This window comes from Sphingomonas sp. Tas61C01, from assembly GCF_052567495.1.
Genome location: NZ_CP199583.1, coordinates 1,701,692 through 1,717,644 on the forward strand (window position 1 = coordinate 1,701,692; position 15,953 = coordinate 1,717,644).

The 15,953-nt window shown below is 66.1% G+C and carries 17 protein-coding genes; 8 read left to right on the forward strand and 9 right to left on the reverse strand.

Annotation, left to right across the window (positions count from 1 at the left end; all coding sequences use genetic code 11):
• The first annotated feature begins 72 nt into the window (after positions 1–72).
• Both ACT009_RS08030 and ACT009_RS08035 read left to right on the forward strand, forming a co-directional pair.
• Positions 73–1,986 (forward strand): ribonucleoside-diphosphate reductase subunit alpha, encoded by a 1,914-nt coding sequence (locus ACT009_RS08030; protein ID WP_445193812.1) that lies wholly within the window; start codon positions 73–75, stop codon positions 1,984–1,986.
• Positions 1,987–2,132: 146 nt separating this feature from the next.
• Positions 2,133–2,555 (forward strand): endonuclease domain-containing protein, encoded by a 423-nt coding sequence (locus ACT009_RS08035; RefSeq protein WP_445193813.1) that lies wholly within the window; start codon positions 2,133–2,135, stop codon positions 2,553–2,555.
• A 70-nt stretch (positions 2,556–2,625) separates the two neighbouring features.
• On the opposite strand, the gene ACT009_RS08040 is transcribed toward ACT009_RS08035, so the two are convergent.
• The gene (locus ACT009_RS08040) at positions 2,626–2,883 is read right to left on the reverse strand and encodes a DUF2171 domain-containing protein (RefSeq protein ID WP_445193814.1); all 258 of its coding nucleotides are present in this window, start codon (positions 2,881–2,883) and stop codon (positions 2,626–2,628) included.
• A gap of 59 nt (positions 2,884–2,942) precedes the next feature.
• On the opposite strand from ACT009_RS08040, the gene ACT009_RS08045 reads away from it, so the two are divergent.
• From ACT009_RS08045 to ACT009_RS08065, 5 genes are all read left to right on the forward strand, one after another.
• Positions 2,943–3,143 carry a hypothetical protein gene (locus ACT009_RS08045; RefSeq protein ID WP_445193815.1) on the forward strand — a complete coding sequence of 67 codons (201 nt, stop codon included), beginning with the start codon at positions 2,943–2,945 and terminating at the stop codon, positions 3,141–3,143.
• A 60-nt stretch (positions 3,144–3,203) separates the two neighbouring features.
• Complete coding sequence (locus tag ACT009_RS08050) at positions 3,204–4,262, forward strand: ribonucleotide-diphosphate reductase subunit beta (protein ID WP_445193816.1); 1,059 nt, start codon at positions 3,204–3,206, stop codon at positions 4,260–4,262.
• A gap of 97 nt (positions 4,263–4,359) precedes the next feature.
• A complete protein-coding gene (locus ACT009_RS08055; protein WP_445193817.1) occupies positions 4,360–4,878 on the forward strand; it encodes a DarT ssDNA thymidine ADP-ribosyltransferase family protein in 519 nt (172 codons plus the stop codon).
• Between the two features lies 1 nt (position 4,879).
• Positions 4,880–5,530 (forward strand): DarT1-associated NADAR antitoxin family protein, encoded by a 651-nt coding sequence (locus ACT009_RS08060; protein ID WP_445193818.1) that lies wholly within the window; start codon positions 4,880–4,882, stop codon positions 5,528–5,530.
• A 188-nt stretch (positions 5,531–5,718) separates the two neighbouring features.
• On the forward strand, positions 5,719–6,297 hold the full coding sequence (locus tag ACT009_RS08065) for a hypothetical protein (RefSeq protein ID WP_445193819.1): 579 nt from the start codon (positions 5,719–5,721) through the stop codon (positions 6,295–6,297).
• Between the two features lie 237 nt (positions 6,298–6,534).
• Here ACT009_RS08065 and ACT009_RS08070 read toward each other — a convergent pair whose 3' ends face one another.
• From ACT009_RS08070 to ACT009_RS08085, 4 genes are all read right to left on the reverse strand, one after another.
• A complete protein-coding gene (locus ACT009_RS08070) occupies positions 6,535–7,212 on the reverse strand; it encodes an outer membrane protein (RefSeq protein ID WP_445193820.1) in 678 nt (225 codons plus the stop codon).
• A 171-nt stretch (positions 7,213–7,383) separates the two neighbouring features.
• On the reverse strand, positions 7,384–7,644 hold the full coding sequence (locus ACT009_RS08075; RefSeq protein WP_445193821.1) for a hypothetical protein: 261 nt from the start codon (positions 7,642–7,644) through the stop codon (positions 7,384–7,386).
• An 80-nt stretch (positions 7,645–7,724) separates the two neighbouring features.
• Positions 7,725–8,150 carry an ExbD/TolR family protein gene (locus tag ACT009_RS08080; RefSeq protein WP_445193822.1) on the reverse strand — a complete coding sequence of 142 codons (426 nt, stop codon included), beginning with the start codon at positions 8,148–8,150 and terminating at the stop codon, positions 7,725–7,727.
• A 288-nt stretch (positions 8,151–8,438) separates the two neighbouring features.
• Positions 8,439–8,774 carry a DNA primase gene (locus tag ACT009_RS08085; protein ID WP_445193823.1) on the reverse strand — a complete coding sequence of 112 codons (336 nt, stop codon included), beginning with the start codon at positions 8,772–8,774 and terminating at the stop codon, positions 8,439–8,441.
• Positions 8,775–8,929: 155 nt separating this feature from the next.
• On the opposite strand from ACT009_RS08085, the gene ACT009_RS08090 reads away from it, so the two are divergent.
• Positions 8,930–9,892, forward strand: a complete 963-nt coding sequence (locus ACT009_RS08090) for an isopenicillin N synthase family dioxygenase (protein ID WP_445193824.1) — start codon at positions 8,930–8,932, stop codon at positions 9,890–9,892.
• 7 nt (positions 9,893–9,899) lie between these two features.
• Here the strand turns inward: ACT009_RS08090 and ACT009_RS08095 are convergent, their stop codons facing one another.
• The 4 genes from ACT009_RS08095 to ACT009_RS08110 all read right to left on the reverse strand — a co-directional run bounded on the left by ACT009_RS08095 (position 9,900) and on the right by ACT009_RS08110 (position 15,884).
• Positions 9,900–11,081, reverse strand: coding sequence for a PQQ-dependent sugar dehydrogenase (locus ACT009_RS08095; protein ID WP_445193825.1), 1,182 nt, complete (start codon positions 11,079–11,081; stop codon positions 9,900–9,902).
• 240 nt (positions 11,082–11,321) lie between these two features.
• On the reverse strand, positions 11,322–12,554 hold the full coding sequence (locus ACT009_RS08100; RefSeq protein ID WP_445193826.1) for a M20 metallopeptidase family protein: 1,233 nt from the start codon (positions 12,552–12,554) through the stop codon (positions 11,322–11,324).
• A 13-nt stretch (positions 12,555–12,567) separates the two neighbouring features.
• Positions 12,568–14,208: a helicase HerA-like domain-containing protein gene (locus ACT009_RS08105; RefSeq protein ID WP_445193827.1), complete on the reverse strand. Its 1,641-nt coding sequence runs from the start codon at positions 14,206–14,208 to the stop codon at positions 12,568–12,570.
• 113 nt (positions 14,209–14,321) lie between these two features.
• Positions 14,322–15,884: a Do family serine endopeptidase gene (locus ACT009_RS08110; RefSeq protein ID WP_445193828.1), complete on the reverse strand. Its 1,563-nt coding sequence runs from the start codon at positions 15,882–15,884 to the stop codon at positions 14,322–14,324.
• Positions 15,885–15,953: the final 69 nt, after the last annotated feature.

Consider the following 15,953-nt stretch of genomic DNA (forward strand, 5'->3'; position numbering starts at 1 on the left):
CGGGGTCCGCTCGGTGATAGGATCAGGGCCTGCCCCGATTCGAACGAAGAGAGAACGGTAGGAGCGGCGGCGATGGACTTCAGGGATACACAGGCGAGCGATATGAGCACCGAAACGATCGAAGAATCCGCCACCGTCCGCGCGTCCGCGCCGGCCGCCGGCCCTGTCCTGCTCGACAGCAAGTCGGTGACGCCGCAGCCCTATCCGGTCGAGGTCGATCACAGCCGCGACGCGCTGCTCACCGATTTCGGCAAGGAGACGCTGAAGGACCGCTATCTGCTGCCGGGCGAGAGCTTCCAGGACCTGTTCGTCCGCGTCGCCTCCGCCTATGCCGACGACGCACCGCACGCGCAGCGGATCTACGACTATATCTCGAAGCTGTGGTTCATGCCCGCGACGCCGGTGCTGTCGAACGGCGGCACCGGGCGCGGCCTGCCGATCAGCTGCTACCTCAATTCGGTGCCCGACAGCCTGGGCGGCATCGTCGAGACCTGGAACGAGAATGTCTGGCTCGCCTCGCGCGGCGGCGGCATCGGCACCTATTGGGGCAACGTCCGCGGGATCGGCGAGCCGGTCGGCCTGAACGGCAAGACCAGCGGCATCATCCCGTTCGTGCGCGTCATGGATTCGCTGACCCTCGCGATCTCGCAAGGGTCGCTGCGTCGCGGCTCGGCGGCGGTGTATCTCGACGTTTCGCATCCCGAGATCGAGGAGTTCCTGGAGATCCGCAAGCCGTCTGGCGACTTCAACCGCAAGGCGCTGAACCTCCATCATGGCGTGCTGATCACCGACGACTTCATGGAAGCGGTGCGCGACGGCGCCGAATGGCATCTGCGCAGCCCCAAGGACGATGCGATCCGCGCCACCGTCGATGCGCGCGCGCTGTTCCAGAAGCTCGTCGAGACCCGCCTCGCCACCGGCGAGCCGTACATCGTCTTCGCCGATCACGTGAACAAGTCGATGCCCAAGCATCACCGCGATCTCGGACTGAAGGTGTCGACGTCGAACCTGTGCAGCGAGATCACGCTGCCCACCGGCCGCGACCATCTCGGCAACGATCGCACCGCGGTGTGCTGCCTGTCGTCGATGAACCTCGAGACCTGGGACGAGTGGAAGGACGAGAAGGGCTTCGTCGAGGACGTGATGCGCTTCCTCGACAATGTGCTGCAGGATTATATCGACCGCCACGAACCCGGCATGGAGCGCGCCGCCTATTCGGCGGGCCGCGAACGCTCGGTCGGCCTGGGTGTGATGGGCTTCCACAGCTTCCTCCAGGCGCGCGGCCTGCCGTTCGAGGGGGCGATGGCGAAATCGTGGAACCTGCGCATCTTCAAGCAGATCAAGGCGCAGGTCGACGAGGCGTCGATGCAGCTCGCGATCGAGCGCGGGCCCTGCCCCGACGCCGCCGACATGGGCGTAATGGAGCGGTTCAGCTGCAAGATGGCGATCGCGCCGACCGCGTCGATCAGCATCATCTGCGGCGGCACCAGCGCGTGCATCGAGCCGATCCCGGCCAACATCTATACCCACAAGACGCTGTCGGGCAGCTTCTCGGTCAAGAACCCGTATCTGGAAAAGCTGCTGATCGAGAAATCGAAGAACAGCGACGCGGTGTGGAACTCGATGCTGGAGAATGGCGGCTCGGTCCAGCATCTCGACTTCCTCTCGGCCGAGGAAAAGGATTGCTACAAGACCAGCTTCGAGATCGACCAGCGCTGGCTGCTCGAACTCGCCGGCGATCGCACGCCGTACATCGATCAGGCGCAGTCGCTGAACCTGTTCATCCCGGCGGACGTCGAGAAGTGGGACCTGCTGATGCTCCACTTCCGCGCCTGGGAACTGGGCATCAAGTCGCTCTACTATCTGCGCTCGAAATCGGTGCAGCGCGCGGGCTTCGCCGGCGGGGTCGAGGCGGACAACACCATCTCGCTGCAGAAGTTCGAGCTGGAAAGCACGGACTATGACGAGTGCCTGGCCTGTCAATGACGTGATGGGCCGGGTCACCCTCACCCTTCCGCCGCTACGCGGCTCCCTCCCTCTCCCGATGGGAGAGGGTTTTTGCGACATGCCCCTCTCCCATCGGGAGAGGGAGGGGCCCGCCCGGCGCAGCCGGGTGGGAGGGTGAGGTTGACATGCAGCTCTATGACGACCGCCCGTCGGGCACCGTACACCGCGCCCGGCAACTCCGCCGCGACGCACCCGAACCCGAACGCCGCCTGCTACGTGCCCTACGCGAGGCCTTTCCGTTGCTGAAATGGCGCCACCAGGTGCCGATCGGTCCTTATTTTGCGGACCTGTTGTGTTTTTCGGAGAGACTGGTGATCGAGGTCGACGGCGATACCCATGCAACGACGGCCACCGCCGACGCGGTCCGCACACGATTTCTCCGCCAGCAGGGATATTGCGTGATCCGCGTCGCCAACACCGACGTCATGCAGAATGTCGACGGCGTCATCGCGACCATCTCCCCTTCCCTCGGAGAGAGGGAAGGGGCCCGCCGCGTCAGCAGTGGGAAGGGTGAGGGCGACCGATCCAGCAGGAACGCCGCTCCATGATCGCCGTCGCCCTCACCCTTCCGCCGCTACGCGGCTCCCTCCCTCTCCCGATGGGAGAGGGGGATTATGCTCACTCTTCCTCGAAGCTCACCGCGACGTCGGCGTTCGCGGACAGGCGGACCTTGTCGCCCTCGACCTCGGCAACGAGCCCGGTGGAGATGAAGTGGTGATGGCCCTCGTGGCTCCCCGATCCTTCCGAGACCTGGGCGCCGCTGTCGGCCTTGGTCAGCTTGATGCGGTCGCCCTCGACGCGGTCGACGGTGCCGACATGGACGCCGTCGGCGCCGATCACTTCCATATGCTCCTGGATCGCGCTGGTATCGGCCATGGTATTTCTCCTCGGTGGTGGGATGCGGTGAGCAAACGCACGGATCGGGAGAAGGTCGCATGACCCTCCAGGTCCAGATCATGTACGCGGTCGCCGCGGTGTTCGCGCTGCTCGGCACCGGCCTCCTCCTCCGCCTGGTCCGCCCCGCGGGCCCGGCGATGGTCTATGTCTTCCGCATGGTCGGGATCATGGCGGTGTCGCTCGGCATCGTCCTCGCCGTGTCCGCCACCGCGATGTGGAACTGGAGCGTTCAGCCGTGAGCGCCGTTCCCCTTCACGCCCCCGTCACGCTCTTCTCGATTTAAGCCCGGAGTACCCACCATGTCCCTCCTCCAAGCCTCCAAGCAGTACAAGCCGTTCGAATACCCCTGGGCGTTCGAATTCTGGAAGCGTCAGCAGCAGCTTCACTGGCTGCCCGAGGAAGTGCCGCTCGGCGAGGATTGCCGTGACTGGGCGCAGAAGCTCAGCGATCACGAGCGCAACCTGCTGACGCAGATCTTCCGCTTCTTCACCCAGGCCGATGTCGAGGTGCAGGATTGCTACCACGAGAAATACGGCCGCGTGTTCAAGCCGACCGAGATCAAGATGATGCTGACCGCGTTCAGCAACATGGAGACGGTGCACATCGCCGCCTACAGCCATCTGCTCGACACCATCGGCATGCCCGAGAGCGAATATGGCGCCTTCCTCGAATATGCCGAGATGAAGGAGAAGCATGATTACATGCAGAACTTCGGCGTCGACAACGACGAGGATATCGCGCGCACGCTGGCGATGTTCGGCGGCTTCACCGAAGGCGTCCAGCTGTTCGCCAGCTTCGCGATGCTGATGAACTTCCCGCGCTTCAACAAGATGAAGGGCATGGGCCAGATCGTCACCTGGTCGATCCGCGACGAATCCCTGCATTGCGAGGGCATCATCAAGATGTTCCACACCTTCTGCCAGGAGCGCCAGTGCCTGACCAAGGCGGTGAAGGACGACATCGCCGACGTGTGCCAGACGACGATCCGGCTCGAGGACAATTTCATCGATCTCGCGTTCGAAATGGGCCCGGTCAACGGCATGACCCCCAAGGAGATCAAGAAGTATATCCGCTTCATCGCCGACTGGCGGCTCAACCAGCTCGGGCTGAAGCCGATCTACATGATCGACGAACACCCCCTGCCCTGGCTCGCGCCGATGTTGAACGGCGTCGAGCACGCCAACTTCTTCGAACAGCGCGCGACCGAATATTCGAAAGCCGCGACCAAGGGCCAGTGGAACGACGTCTGGGACAGCTTCGACAAGCGCCAGAAGGCGAAGGTCGGGCGCCCTGCGGCGAACGAGGATGCCGGGGCGAGCGGGGATATGTTTAGCGCGGCGGGTGTGGCGGCGGAGTAGGCCCGAAGAAATTATCTCTCCCACTTCGTCCCGTTCCGATGTCGTTAAGATGTGATATCTACCTCTCGCGCAACGAAGATCGTCGAGAGGGTGTCCGATGGTGGTGAATGATTTCTTGAACCTGGTTAAACGCAGCAGACAGCAGAATACCTTCTTCCATTTCACTGCCACGGAAAATATGAGTTCTATCCGACAGCATGGCTTGCTCAGCATGAAAGAACTTCGCCGCAGGGGCATTGATCATACCGCGGGCGGTAATCAGCTGAGCCATGACTTGGACCGTCACCATGGCATGGATGCTTACGTGCACCTCTGCTTTCGCAAGCAACATGGAATGGCCCATCAGGCCCAACAGGAAGGCAGGCTGGCAAACCTAAAGTGGCTGAAGATCGCGCCAGAGGTCCTGTCGATCCCCGGCGTGCTCGTCACACTCGACAACGCCGTCAAAAACGATACGCCGGCCATACCGTTGCTGGAGGCGATCGATCGCATCGACTCCGAGGTGCTCTACACCCACACGAAATGGAAAGACCCCGAAATTCAAGCGCGCCTGAAGGCTGCTGAACGATATGAGCTGCTTATTCCCGATCACCTACCTACGACCTATATCAGCTAGTATGGCACAGCGTCCGGTTTTCGTCCCCTTGCTGTCAAACGGTGCACTTGTAGATGAAGTGCCTGTCCAATTCCCGTGGCATTCCGGTATGGCTGCCAGTCAGAAGAAGAAGAATGTCGTCGCACTCCACGATATGGCTGCGGCCAAGGGCCTGGCGCCCCTGCTCGAGATATCGAGCAAGTCGGAGCGTGAGGTCGGCCGAAAACTGAGCGCCTTTCACCTCAAAGTAGAGATTGAGGGGCAGGAGACCACCTTGGAGTGCGCCTTTCAGGGCAGCAAGGTCTTCGAACAGGGAGGGCCCTATACCGACCTTTATTGGGCCGATAGCCGCGACGCGAAACGTGATCCCCGTCTCCGCGAATCCGGAAATCTGATCAGGTTCGAATTCGAAGGGCAACATTTCCCATTGGTCCCGTCGACGGCATTTTACGACTGGCTCTATATCAGAGCGCTTTATCCCCACCGGGACTGGCTACGTCGTCTCAGTAAATGCGCCGGATTTACGGACATCGAGTTCAATCCCAGCCGATCCATTAATTGTCAGGCTAGGTCTTGCGCGACGTTCCTGGCGTTGCAGCACAGGGGAAATCTTGCGGAAGCGACCGAGTCGTTCCCATATTTCTCGACCCTGTTATCGACCTCTCAGATCTAGTTGGATAAAGGGGCGGCAAGCGTCCGTGTGAGGCAGAGCCGCAGCTGCCGGCACTTCCTTCCGATCTAAGAATCTACGCCGCGGATGCCGGAACATTCGCCTCACCCGACCTAGGTACATCCTCCCGCTGTCCTACATACAAAACCGTAGTTACCTACCCCGGCTCCAACCAACCGAGGAGCCCGGCCATGCCCACCCCGAAGCGCACCCCCGCCACCGATTCCGCACCCGCGATCGATCCGCTCGCCGATTACGTCCCCGCCATCCTCGCGCACCGGGCGAATGGCTGGACCGCGGATCGGCAGCGGCGGTTCCTCACCATCCTTGCGGAGACCGGGTCGGTCTCGCTCGCGGCCGACGACACCGGGATCGCACCCCGATCGGCGTACCGGCTGCGCGCGCATCCGGCGGGCAAGACCTTCTCGGAAGCCTGGGACGCCGCCCTGCTCTCGTCCACCGGCCGGCTGCTGACGCTCGCCTTCGAACGCGCGACGCAAGGCATTCCGCGCGACGTGTGGCGTGACGACAAACTGATCTCGTCGACGCGACAGCCTTCGGACAAGCTGATGATGTTCCTGCTCACGAATCTGCTGCCGTCGCGGTTCGGGCCGGCATCGCCCACCGCGCGCGCGCTCCGCAACCCGGTCGGCATCGCGGTCCACAACCTGCCGATCCATCTCCGCAACCTGGCCGATATCGATGCGCCGTGCGAACTGCTCGGTGCGAGCGACCATGATCCCGAACGGCCGAAGCTGGACCCGGCCTGACTCGCGCGCGTGCGTGTAGGTGTGACTCTTGTGACTTTTGGCGGCGACGGTTCGCCGCTTCGCACGCCTCCCGTGTTCCTGCGGGCGCAGGAACCCAGGGCCACGGGGGACGGCGCTTGCAGCCCTGGGCTCCTGCGTACGCAGGAGCACGGTAGGCGCAGGAGCACGGCGCGACGCACGAAAAAGGGGCGAGACCCTGCGGTCTCGCCCCCTTGTCGCTCCAAATCCGCGAGGGACTTAGAAGTGCGTGATCACACCCAGCATCGGGCGGAAGCTGTGCGCATCGCCGAAGGTGTTGACCTCGGCGCGCAGGCGGAAGCCCGCATTGCCGGTGATCCCGTCGAGACCGATGTCCTTCGGGCCGACTTCGGCGCCGATGCCATAGGTCATGGCGTGATAGTCACGGCCGGTGTCGCCGCCATTGGTGGAGCGTGCCGAGAAATGGTCGAAATTGACCCACTGGTAGCCGACCTTGCCGTAGAACAGGCCGCTGTCGCCGGCGCGGAAGCCGAAGCGGCCCGCGGCGCCATATTCCCAATCGATGTTGCCATCGATGCCCTTGGCGACGTTACCCTCGGCGCCGACGAACACCGGGCCGAGCGGCACGTTCACGCCGAGCACGCCCTGGACCAGCGAACCCTCAGGCTTGTAGCCGCGGCGGATGCTGCCGTCGGCGTTCAGCGCCTGCGGGATGCCGGCGTTGCGCTCGTTGTCGAACTTTTCCCAGCCGCCCATGACGCCGAAATACGGCTCGATGCCGAACGCCTTGCTGCCGTCGGGCGCGGTCGGGCCGGTTTCCGCAGGTGCGCTGGTGGTCTGCATCGACGCATCGCTCGGGGCGCTGGTGTCCTGCGCGAAGGCGGGAGCGGCGAAGGCCACGGCTGCAACCGCGACGACCAGATTAAGCTTACGCATTGTTTTTGATCCTTTTTCACAACCCGGGGAGCAGCGTTGTAAGCGCGCTGGCTTGTCCCAGGCCGGTTGAACCGGACAGGAGGCGCTTTGTTGCACTGCGGCGTGAAAAGATATCAAGCGCACCGAAACCGTGGTTTTGCGGCAACGGTTTCTTGCTTGCGGATGAACCAACTATGGCTTTGCGGGGGCGACCTGCCTTGGTTCCGCCCTGACCGGACCGCCGCTCCCGGGCAGCGGCTTCGCGTCCCCGACGATCGTCATCGCAGTCGGGGTGGGGCGCGGGCGTTGGATGCCGCGGCGTTCGGCGGCATAGTTGGCGATGTCGGTTTCGGCGCGGGTCGCCGCTGCGGAGACGTCGACGCTGTTGCCGGTGCCGCCCTCGTCGGAACAGGCCGGCACCAGCAGGAGGACGAAAAGGCTCGTCGCGCGCATACGATCAATCCGTCAGTTGTTCTCCGGACGGCCCCAACGATCGCTCGTCGATCGATGTTCCTTGATCTGGATCAAACTCGTTACAGGGCCGCAACCATTCGTTCGTTGCCGACGAAGCCCAGCCGGGTGATCCCCGCCGACTTGATCGTCGCCAGCGTGTGGGCGAACACGTCGTACCGCGCAGTGCCGTCTGCGGCGATCTCCAACGCGGCGTCGGGATCGGCCGCGACCGTCGCCAGCCGTGCCGGCAACTGGTCCGCGCGGATCGCCGCGCCGTCCCAGCTGAGCGCGCCCGACGGCGCGATCGCGATGCGGTGGACCGCATTCGGCGGATCGAGCCGCGGCCCCGGCGCGGGCAGGTCGATCGGAATCTTGTGGGTCATGATCGGGATCGTCAGGATCAGCATGACGATCAACACCAGCAGCACGTCGATCAGCGGCGTGACGTTCAACGTCGGCGCGGGATCCTCGAACACGGCGGCGGTGGAGCGAAAGCTTCTCGACATGGCGACCTCCTGATGATGTTACAACGTAACATGCTAGGAGGGTCCTTCGCTATGCGCAAGCTGTGTTACCCCTGTACTGCCGGGGCCGGATTATCGCGTAAGCAATTTAGCGGCTCGTCAGGGGAGAGTTCCGCCATCATTCCTCCTCCAACCTTCGTCACCCCGGACTTGATCCGGGGTCCCGCTTCTCGTGAAATCCATGGCTTGGGCTCGCGCGGACTAGCGGGACCCCGGATCAGGTCCGGGGTGACGGAGCAATACAATCGGAGGTTAGCGACCCCGCAGAATCTACGGCTTGAACGCCGCATCGTCGGCGTCGTCGATCTCGTCTTCGTCGGTCGTGCCCGCGTCGAAATCGTCCTGCGCGTCGTCTTCGTCGATGTCCTCGTCGGTCATCGCCACCGCGGAGTCGCTCTCGCCGACCTCTTCCGAATCCATCGTCAGCGCATCCTCGTCGTCGTCCTCGTCGTCGCCGATGTCGGGCTCGAGATCGGTCAGCACGAGGCCATCGCTCGGGCCGGACCGCGTGGCTTCGAGAATCTCGGCGCGCTGGCTCTCGTCATAGCCTTCCTCGTCATATCCGTCGTCGCCCGAACCGTGTCCTGGAACCTGATGTCCGCCCATGCTGGCCTCCTGAAAAGTTACTCCCGGGCAACGGGCGGGCAGCGGCGCCGGTTCCGCCCGCCGCCCCGCGCCGGGGCGGGCGTGCGACGAAGCGCGAGGTGACGCCTGCGTCGTGACGACCTATATCATGCGCTCAACAACCGGACTTGCCGATCATGCTCGATACCCCCGCCACCGCCGCCCAGGTCCCGACGCTCAGCCTGGCCGATCAGGCGCGCGATCCCGACGCGTTCGCCGCCGCCTTCGGGGCGTCGTTCGAACGCTACGGCTTCGCGATCGTCGCCGATCACGGCGTGCCGCACGACCTGATCGAGCGCGCCTGGGCGGAGACCGCGTCGCTGTTCGCGCTGCCCGAGGAGGAGAAGCGCCGCTATCACGTCGCGGGCGGCGGCGGCGCGCGCGGCTACACGCCGTTCAAGACCGAGATCGCCAAGGGTGCCAGCGCGGTCGACCTGAAGGAATTTTGGCACGTCGGCCGCGAGCTTCCCGCCGGGCACCGCTTCGCGGAACAGATGTCCGCCAACATCTGGCCCGATCGCCCCGCGGGGTTTAGCGACACCTTCGTCGAACTGTTCGCCGCCTTCGACCGAGCCGGTGACAAGCTGCTCTCCGCGATCGCACGCCACCTGAAGCTCGCGCCCGACTGGTTCGATCCCGCAGTGAAGGACGGCAATTCGGTCCTCCGCCTGCTCCACTATCCGCCGATCCCGGTGGATGCGGAGGGCGTCCGTGCCGGCGCGCACGAGGACATCAACCTGATCACGCTGCTGCTCGGCGCCGAGGAAGCCGGGCTCGAGCTGCTCGATCGCGACACCGGGCGCTGGCTGTCGATCAAGCCGCCCGAGGGCGCGATGGTCGTCAACGTCGGCGACATGCTCCAGCGGCTGACCAACCACGTCCTGCCCTCGACCACCCACCGGGTCGTCAATCCGCCACCCGAGCGCCGCGGCCATTCGCGCTATTCGATGCCCTTCTTCCTCCACCCCGCGCCCGATTTCCTGATCGAGACGCTGCCCGCGACGATCACTGCCGACAATCCGGACCGCTATCCGACCCCGATCACCGCACATGACTATCTGCACGAACGCCTGGTCGAGATCGGGCTGGTAAAGAAGTAGACGGCGCTCAGGCGGGCGTCAGCTCGATCAGCTTGGCCCCGCCGCCGTCCTGCAGCACCCAGATCGAACCGTCCGGGGCTTCCTCGACCTCGCGGATCCGCGCCCCCAGCCCGATCCGCGCCGCCTCGGTCGCGGTGCTGCCGGTCACCCGCACCCGGACGATACCCTGCTGGACCAGCCCGGCGAGGATGAAGTCGCCGGTCCACCCGACGAAGCGGCTGCCGCGATACTGGATCATCCCGCCCGGCGCGATCACCGGATTCCAGCTGGCCAGCGGCGCGGCGAATGCGGGGTTGGTCGAATGCCGCGGGATCTTGCTGCCGTCGTAATTGTCGCCCTCCGACACCGACGGCCAGCCATAGTTGCTGCCCGCGACGATCAGGTTGAACTCGTCGCCACCCGCCGGCCCCATCTCGGTTTCGAACAGTCGCCCGTCGCTCGCCACCACCAGGCCGTAGGGATTGCGGTGGCCGAGCGTCCAGATCTCGGGCCGCGTCGTCGCCGATCCGATGAACGGGTTGCCCGGCGCGGGACTGCCGTCGAGCGCGATCCGTACGATCTTGCCGAGCGTCGCCATCGGGTCCTGCGCCGGCGTTCCCTGTTGGCGCTCGCCGCTGCTGACGAACAGCGACTGCCCGTCCGCCGCGAACGCCAGCCGCGCGCCGAGCTGCCCACCGGTCGTCGCGGGCGTCGCCCGCCAGATCACGGTCACGTCGTCGAGCCGCGGCGTGGCGCCTGCCGTCAGCGTCGCCCGCGCCACCGTCAGCCGCTGCCCGCCGGTGGCGGCCTCGGCATAGCTCAGCCAGACCCGCTTGTTGGTCGCGAAGCCGGGATCGAGCACGATATCGTGCAGCCCGATCTGCCCCGACGACACCACCGCCGGCACCCCGGTGACTGCGGTCTTGGTGCCGTTCGCGGCGACGAGATAAATCCGCCCGGGCCTCTCGGTCACCAGCAGCGTGCCGTCGGGCAGGAACGTCATCGCCCAGGGGTTGTCGAAAGTGGCGATCGTGCGCTGGCTGACCGCGGTGGTCGCCGGCGTCGGCGTCGGCGAGGCGGTAGGCGTTGGTGACGGCGTCGGGGTCGGCGCCGGAGCGGTAACTACCGGCGTGCTGCCCGATCCGCCGCCGCCATCGCCGCCGCATGCCGCAAGGGAGGCCAGCGCGACGCCGGCCAATCCTGCCCTCATCGCCCTGCGCCGAGAACGTCCGATGTCACTGGTCATGCGGCCTCCGATTGGAAGCTCAACGCACGACGATGCGATCGGCGCCCGCCCGACTCTTTTGTCGCCCGATTTCGGAGGCTTCGGTCCACTACAGCATGTGCTCCCGCGAAGGCGGGAGCCCAGTACTGGGTCCCCGCCTTCGCGGGGACACAAGAGGGATGGATGTTCCTCCGAACAAGATGCCGCAAGGATACGACCAGTCCCCTACCCCGAAAACCCGGCATCGAGATACCGCGCCGCCACCGCGCAGTGCATCGCGACGCCGCGCGCCATCACGCTCTCGTCGATCGTCATCCTGGTATTGTGCAGCGGCGGATTGGTCCGTGGGTCGGTGCCCGGCGGGGCGACGCCGATGAAGGCCATCGCGCCCGGCAGCTTCTGCAGGACGTAGGAGAAATCCTCCGCGCCCATCATCGGCGGCATCACCTGCCACGCCTGCTCGCCGCCGAGCTCGACCGCCACCGATCGCATCAGATCGGTCGCGCGCGGATCGTTGACCGTGACCGGGTAGCCCGGCTCGATCGTCGCCACCGCGGTCGCGCCGTGCGCCGCCGCGATGCCATCGACGATCCGCACGAAGGCGGCGCGGAGGTCCTCGCGAGTGCGCTCCGACAGCGTGCGCATCGTGCCGAGCAGCTCGACCTGGCCAGGCACGATGTTGTGCGCGGTGCCGGCATTGAACTTGGTGATCGTCAGGACGGCGGGATCGGTCACCGGCACGCGGCGCGCGACATGGGTCTGGAGTGCGGTGACGATCTCGCACGCGATCGGGATCGGATCGATGCAGTCGTGCGGCATCGCCGCATGGCCGCCGCGGCCGATGATCGTCGCCGACACGGTGTCGGTCGATGCCATCAGCGTGCCCCCGCGGCTCACCACCATGCCCGCCGGAATGTTCGGCGAGATGTGCAGCGCGAACGCGGCATCGGGCGCGGGATCGTCGAGCAGCCCGTCCTCGATCATGAACCGGGCGCCGTGATGCCCCTCCTCACCGGGCTGGAACATGAACACCACCGTCCCCGGCAGCTCGTCCTTGCGCGCGCAGAGCGCCTTCGCCGCGCCGACCAGCATCGCGCTGTGCGCATCGTGGCCGCAGGCGTGCATCCGCCCCTCGACCCGCGACGCGAACGCCAGCCCGGTCTCCTCCTGCATCGGCAGCGCGTCCATGTCGCCGCGCAGCAGCACGGTGCGGCCGTTGCCGCGGCCGCTGCCGGTGCGGCCCCCGCGCAGGATCGCGATGAAGCCGGTGGTCGATCCACCCTCGCGGATCTCCAGCTGCAGGCCGGCGAGCGCGGCCTTCAGCTTGTCGGTGGTGCGCGGGCAGTGCAGCCCGATCTCGGGATCGGCATGGATCGAGCGGCGCAGCGTCACCACCTCGTCGAGCGCGTCTTCGCCGATTGCGCCCCAATCGGTGTCGTTCACGAAATCGAGGCTCATCGCGCCACTCCTATCACCGTCCGCGGAACAGACCGCCTAGCACACCGCGCACCAATCCGCCCACCAGTCCGCCCCCGGCCGCCTTGCCACGACCACCGCCGAACACCTGCTTGCCGATCTCGTTGGCCACCTGCCGCCCGATCGACGAGCTCGCCGCGCGCGTCGCCGACGTCGCCATCTTCGACCAGGGCGAGTTCGCCGCCTCGCGGTCCGACTCGCGCTGCTGCTGCGCCGCCGCCCGGTCCGCCTCGCGCTGCTGCACCGCCGCCGCCTTCGCCGCCTGCGCGTCGACCTTGGCCTGCGCCGCCGCTGCCTTGGCGGTGTCGGTCGATGCCTTCGCCGCCGCCGCCGCGGCCTGCGCCTCCTGCGCCTTCGCGCCGAGCAGTTCCTCCGCGGAGACCCGATCGATCGCGACGTCGTACTTGGCGCCGACCGCATCGGTTTGGATCAGAACCCCGCGCTCGACCGGGGTCACCGGGCCAACCCGCGACGATGGCGGCTTGATCAGCGTGCGCTCGACCGGGGTCGGCGATCCGTCCGCCTGCAACAGCGACACCAGCGCCTCGCCGACCTTCAGTTCGGTGATCGCGGTGGCGACATCGACCCCGGGGTTGGCGCGGAACGTCTCCGCCGCGGATCGCACCGCGGCCTGGTCTCGCGGGGTGAACGCACGCAACGCATGCTGGACCCGGTTGCCGAGCTGCCCCGCCACCGCGTCGGGGATGTCGATCGGGTTCTGGGTGATGAAATACACCCCTACGCCTTTCGACCGGATCAGCCGCACGACCTGTTCGATTTTTTCGAGCAACGCCTTGGGCGCCGCCTCGAACAGCAGATGCGCCTCGTCGAAGAAGAAGCACAATTTGGGTTTGTCGGGGTCGCCGATCTCGGGCAGCTGTTCGAACAGCTCGCTCATCAACCACAGCAGGAACGTCGAATAGAGCTTGGGCGACGCCATCAGCTTGTCCGCCGCCAGGATGTTGACCACCCCACGTCCGCGATCGTCGGTGGCGATCAGGTCCTCGATCTCCAGCGCGGGCTCGCCGAAGAAATGCTCGCCGCCCTGGCTGCGCAGCTGGAGCAGCGCGCGCTGGATCGCGCCAATCGACTGTTTCGACACATTGCCATAGGTGGTCGTCAGCTCGTCCGCGCGTTCGGCGCACTCGGTCAGCATCGCCTGCAGATCGTCGAGGTCGAGCAGCAGCATGCTTTCCTTGTCGGCGACGTGGAACGCGATCGTCAGCACGCCTTCCTGCACCTCGTTGAGGTCCATCAGCCGCGCCAGCAACAGCGGCCCCATCTCGCTCGCGGTGGTGCGGATCGGATGGCCCTGCTCGCCGAACAGGTCCCAGAATTGCACCGGATTGTCGGCATAGGCCCAGTCCGTCATCCCGATCTCGGCCGCGCGCGCGGCGAAGGTATCGTGCAGCTTGGACTGCGCCGACCCCGCCATCGCCAGCCCCGACAGGTCGCCCTTCACGTCGGCGACGAAGCACGGCACCCCGGCCTTGGAGAAGCCCTCGACGATGCCCTGGAGCGTGACCGTCTTGCCGGTGCCGGTCGCCCCAGCGATCAGCCCGTGGCGGTTGGCGCGCTTGAGTTCGAGGACCTGCGGCTTGCCGCCGCCCGTACCGATGAAGATCCCGTCGCCCATGCCGCCATCGCCTCCAGTGGATAGATCGCCAGTGTACCGCCCCGCCGTGCCAAAAGGAAAGGGCCGCGCCCCTCGCGGAACACGGCCCTTCTCGGAAGGCTCGGACGCCCGGCTCAGCTCTTCAGCTTGACCGCCAGGAAGCCCGGCGCATTGCGTCCGCGCTGGACCAGCAGCAGCACCTGCGGCCGCCCGGCGCTCTTGGCTTGCGCCACGATCCGCACGACGTCCGCTGAGGTCCGCACCGGCGTGCCGTTGATCGCTTGGATCACGTCGCCGCGCTTCAGCTTGCCGTTGGCGTCGCTCGACGGATCGACCGTGGCGATGACCACGCCCTGCACCGCCGCATCGACGCCGATCGCGCGCGCGATCCCCGGCGTCAGCGGCTGGACGCCGAGGCCAAGCGGGTTGCCGCTGGTCGGTACCGCGGACCCGTCGCTGTTGTCGCCGGGCGTCGCATCGTCGTCGTCGCTGCCGAAGCCGCCGCTATCGTCACCGCCATTGGCAGTCGCCGCGAGCTGCTCTTCCGACGGCCGCGTCGCCACGGTGATGGTGATCACCTGCGACTGGCCGTTGCGGAACACGTCGAGACGCGCGGTCGAGCCGGGCTTCACGTTCGACACCAGATAGGACAGTGTCTGGTCCGGTGTCACGGCCTGGCCGTTGACCTTGGTCACCACGTCGCCCGCGCGCAGACCCGCCTTCGCGGCCGGGCCGGTAGGCTCGATCCGCGAGATCAGCTCGCCCTGGTTCTTGGGGATGCCGAGCGCCGCCGCCGCATCGTCGTCGACCGGCCCGCCGATCCCGACGCCGATATAGCCGCGCGCGATCTTCCCGCCCTTCATGAAGGTGTCGATGATCGGCTTGGCCTGCTCCGCGGGGATCGCGAAGCCGATGCCGATGTTGCCGCCCGACTGGCTGAAGATCTGCGAATTGATGCCGATCACGTTCCCGTTCAGGTCGAACATCGGCCCGCCCGAATTGCCCTGGTTGATCGATGCATCGGTCTGGATGAAGCGGTCATAGGCGCCGCCCTGCCCGGTAACGCGGTTGATCGCCGAGATGATCCCCGCGGTCACCGTGCCGCCGAGGCCGAACGGCTCACCGATCGCGACCACCCAGTCGCCGACCCGCGCCCGCGACGAATCGCCGAAGCGGACGAACGGCAGGTTGGTCGCGTCGATCTTGAGCAGCGCCAGGTCGGACGCCTGGTCCTGCCCGATCACCTTGGCGATATATTCCTTCTTGTCGGTCAGCGTCACCGTGATCGAATTGACCGTGGCGCCGCGCGCGCCGGGACGGATCACGTGCGCGTTGGTGACGACATAGCCGTCCGGCGAGATCAGGAAGCCCGAGCCGAGCGACGCGCCCTCGCGCTTTACCGGTGCGCCGTTCTGCCCCGCGCCGCCGCCGCCGAACAGGTCGCCGAACGGCGTGCCCGCGAACGGGTTGGCCTGCTGCTGCTGGACGATGGTCTGCTTGGTCGAGATGTTGACGACCGCGGGCTGAAGCTTGGCGACCATGTCGGCGAAGCTCATCGGCGCGCCCGCCTTGGGCGCCGCGGCCTGGATCGCGCCGGGCTCGTTCTGCGCGACCTGTGCATTGCCGGGCTGGAGGGCGAGCGTGGCGGTGGCCGCGCCGAGAAGAAGCGCACTGGGAATGGCGTAGGCGTAGCGCACTAGGATGATGTCCTCTCTAGAGACGATCGAGATCGGGAACGCCTTCGCAAACCCCGAATGAACGACCGT

Excerpts from the sequence above, each read along its gene's own strand:
- ACT009_RS08030 (WP_445193812.1), top strand. The coding sequence starts at position 73 with ATGGACTTCAGGGATACACAGGCGAGCGATATGAGCACCGAAACGATC.
- ACT009_RS08035 (WP_445193813.1), top strand. The coding sequence starts at position 2,133 with ATGCAGCTCTATGACGACCGCCCGTCGGGCACCGTACACCGCGCCCGG.
- ACT009_RS08040 (WP_445193814.1), bottom strand. The coding sequence starts at position 2,883 with ATGGCCGATACCAGCGCGATCCAGGAGCATATGGAAGTGATCGGCGCC.
- ACT009_RS08045 (WP_445193815.1), top strand. The coding sequence starts at position 2,943 with ATGACCCTCCAGGTCCAGATCATGTACGCGGTCGCCGCGGTGTTCGCG.
- ACT009_RS08050 (WP_445193816.1), top strand. The coding sequence starts at position 3,204 with ATGTCCCTCCTCCAAGCCTCCAAGCAGTACAAGCCGTTCGAATACCCC.
- ACT009_RS08055 (WP_445193817.1), top strand. The coding sequence starts at position 4,360 with ATGGTGGTGAATGATTTCTTGAACCTGGTTAAACGCAGCAGACAGCAG.
- ACT009_RS08060 (WP_445193818.1), top strand. The coding sequence starts at position 4,880 with ATGGCACAGCGTCCGGTTTTCGTCCCCTTGCTGTCAAACGGTGCACTT.
- ACT009_RS08065 (WP_445193819.1), top strand. The coding sequence starts at position 5,719 with ATGCCCACCCCGAAGCGCACCCCCGCCACCGATTCCGCACCCGCGATC.
- ACT009_RS08070 (WP_445193820.1), bottom strand. The coding sequence starts at position 7,212 with ATGCGTAAGCTTAATCTGGTCGTCGCGGTTGCAGCCGTGGCCTTCGCC.
- ACT009_RS08075 (WP_445193821.1), bottom strand. The coding sequence starts at position 7,644 with ATGCGCGCGACGAGCCTTTTCGTCCTCCTGCTGGTGCCGGCCTGTTCC.
- ACT009_RS08080 (WP_445193822.1), bottom strand. The coding sequence starts at position 8,150 with ATGTCGAGAAGCTTTCGCTCCACCGCCGCCGTGTTCGAGGATCCCGCG.
- ACT009_RS08085 (WP_445193823.1), bottom strand. The coding sequence starts at position 8,774 with ATGGGCGGACATCAGGTTCCAGGACACGGTTCGGGCGACGACGGATAT.
- ACT009_RS08090 (WP_445193824.1), top strand. The coding sequence starts at position 8,930 with ATGCTCGATACCCCCGCCACCGCCGCCCAGGTCCCGACGCTCAGCCTG.
- ACT009_RS08095 (WP_445193825.1), bottom strand. The coding sequence starts at position 11,081 with ATGAGGGCAGGATTGGCCGGCGTCGCGCTGGCCTCCCTTGCGGCATGC.
- ACT009_RS08100 (WP_445193826.1), bottom strand. The coding sequence starts at position 12,554 with ATGAGCCTCGATTTCGTGAACGACACCGATTGGGGCGCAATCGGCGAA.
- ACT009_RS08105 (WP_445193827.1), bottom strand. The coding sequence starts at position 14,208 with ATGGGCGACGGGATCTTCATCGGTACGGGCGGCGGCAAGCCGCAGGTC.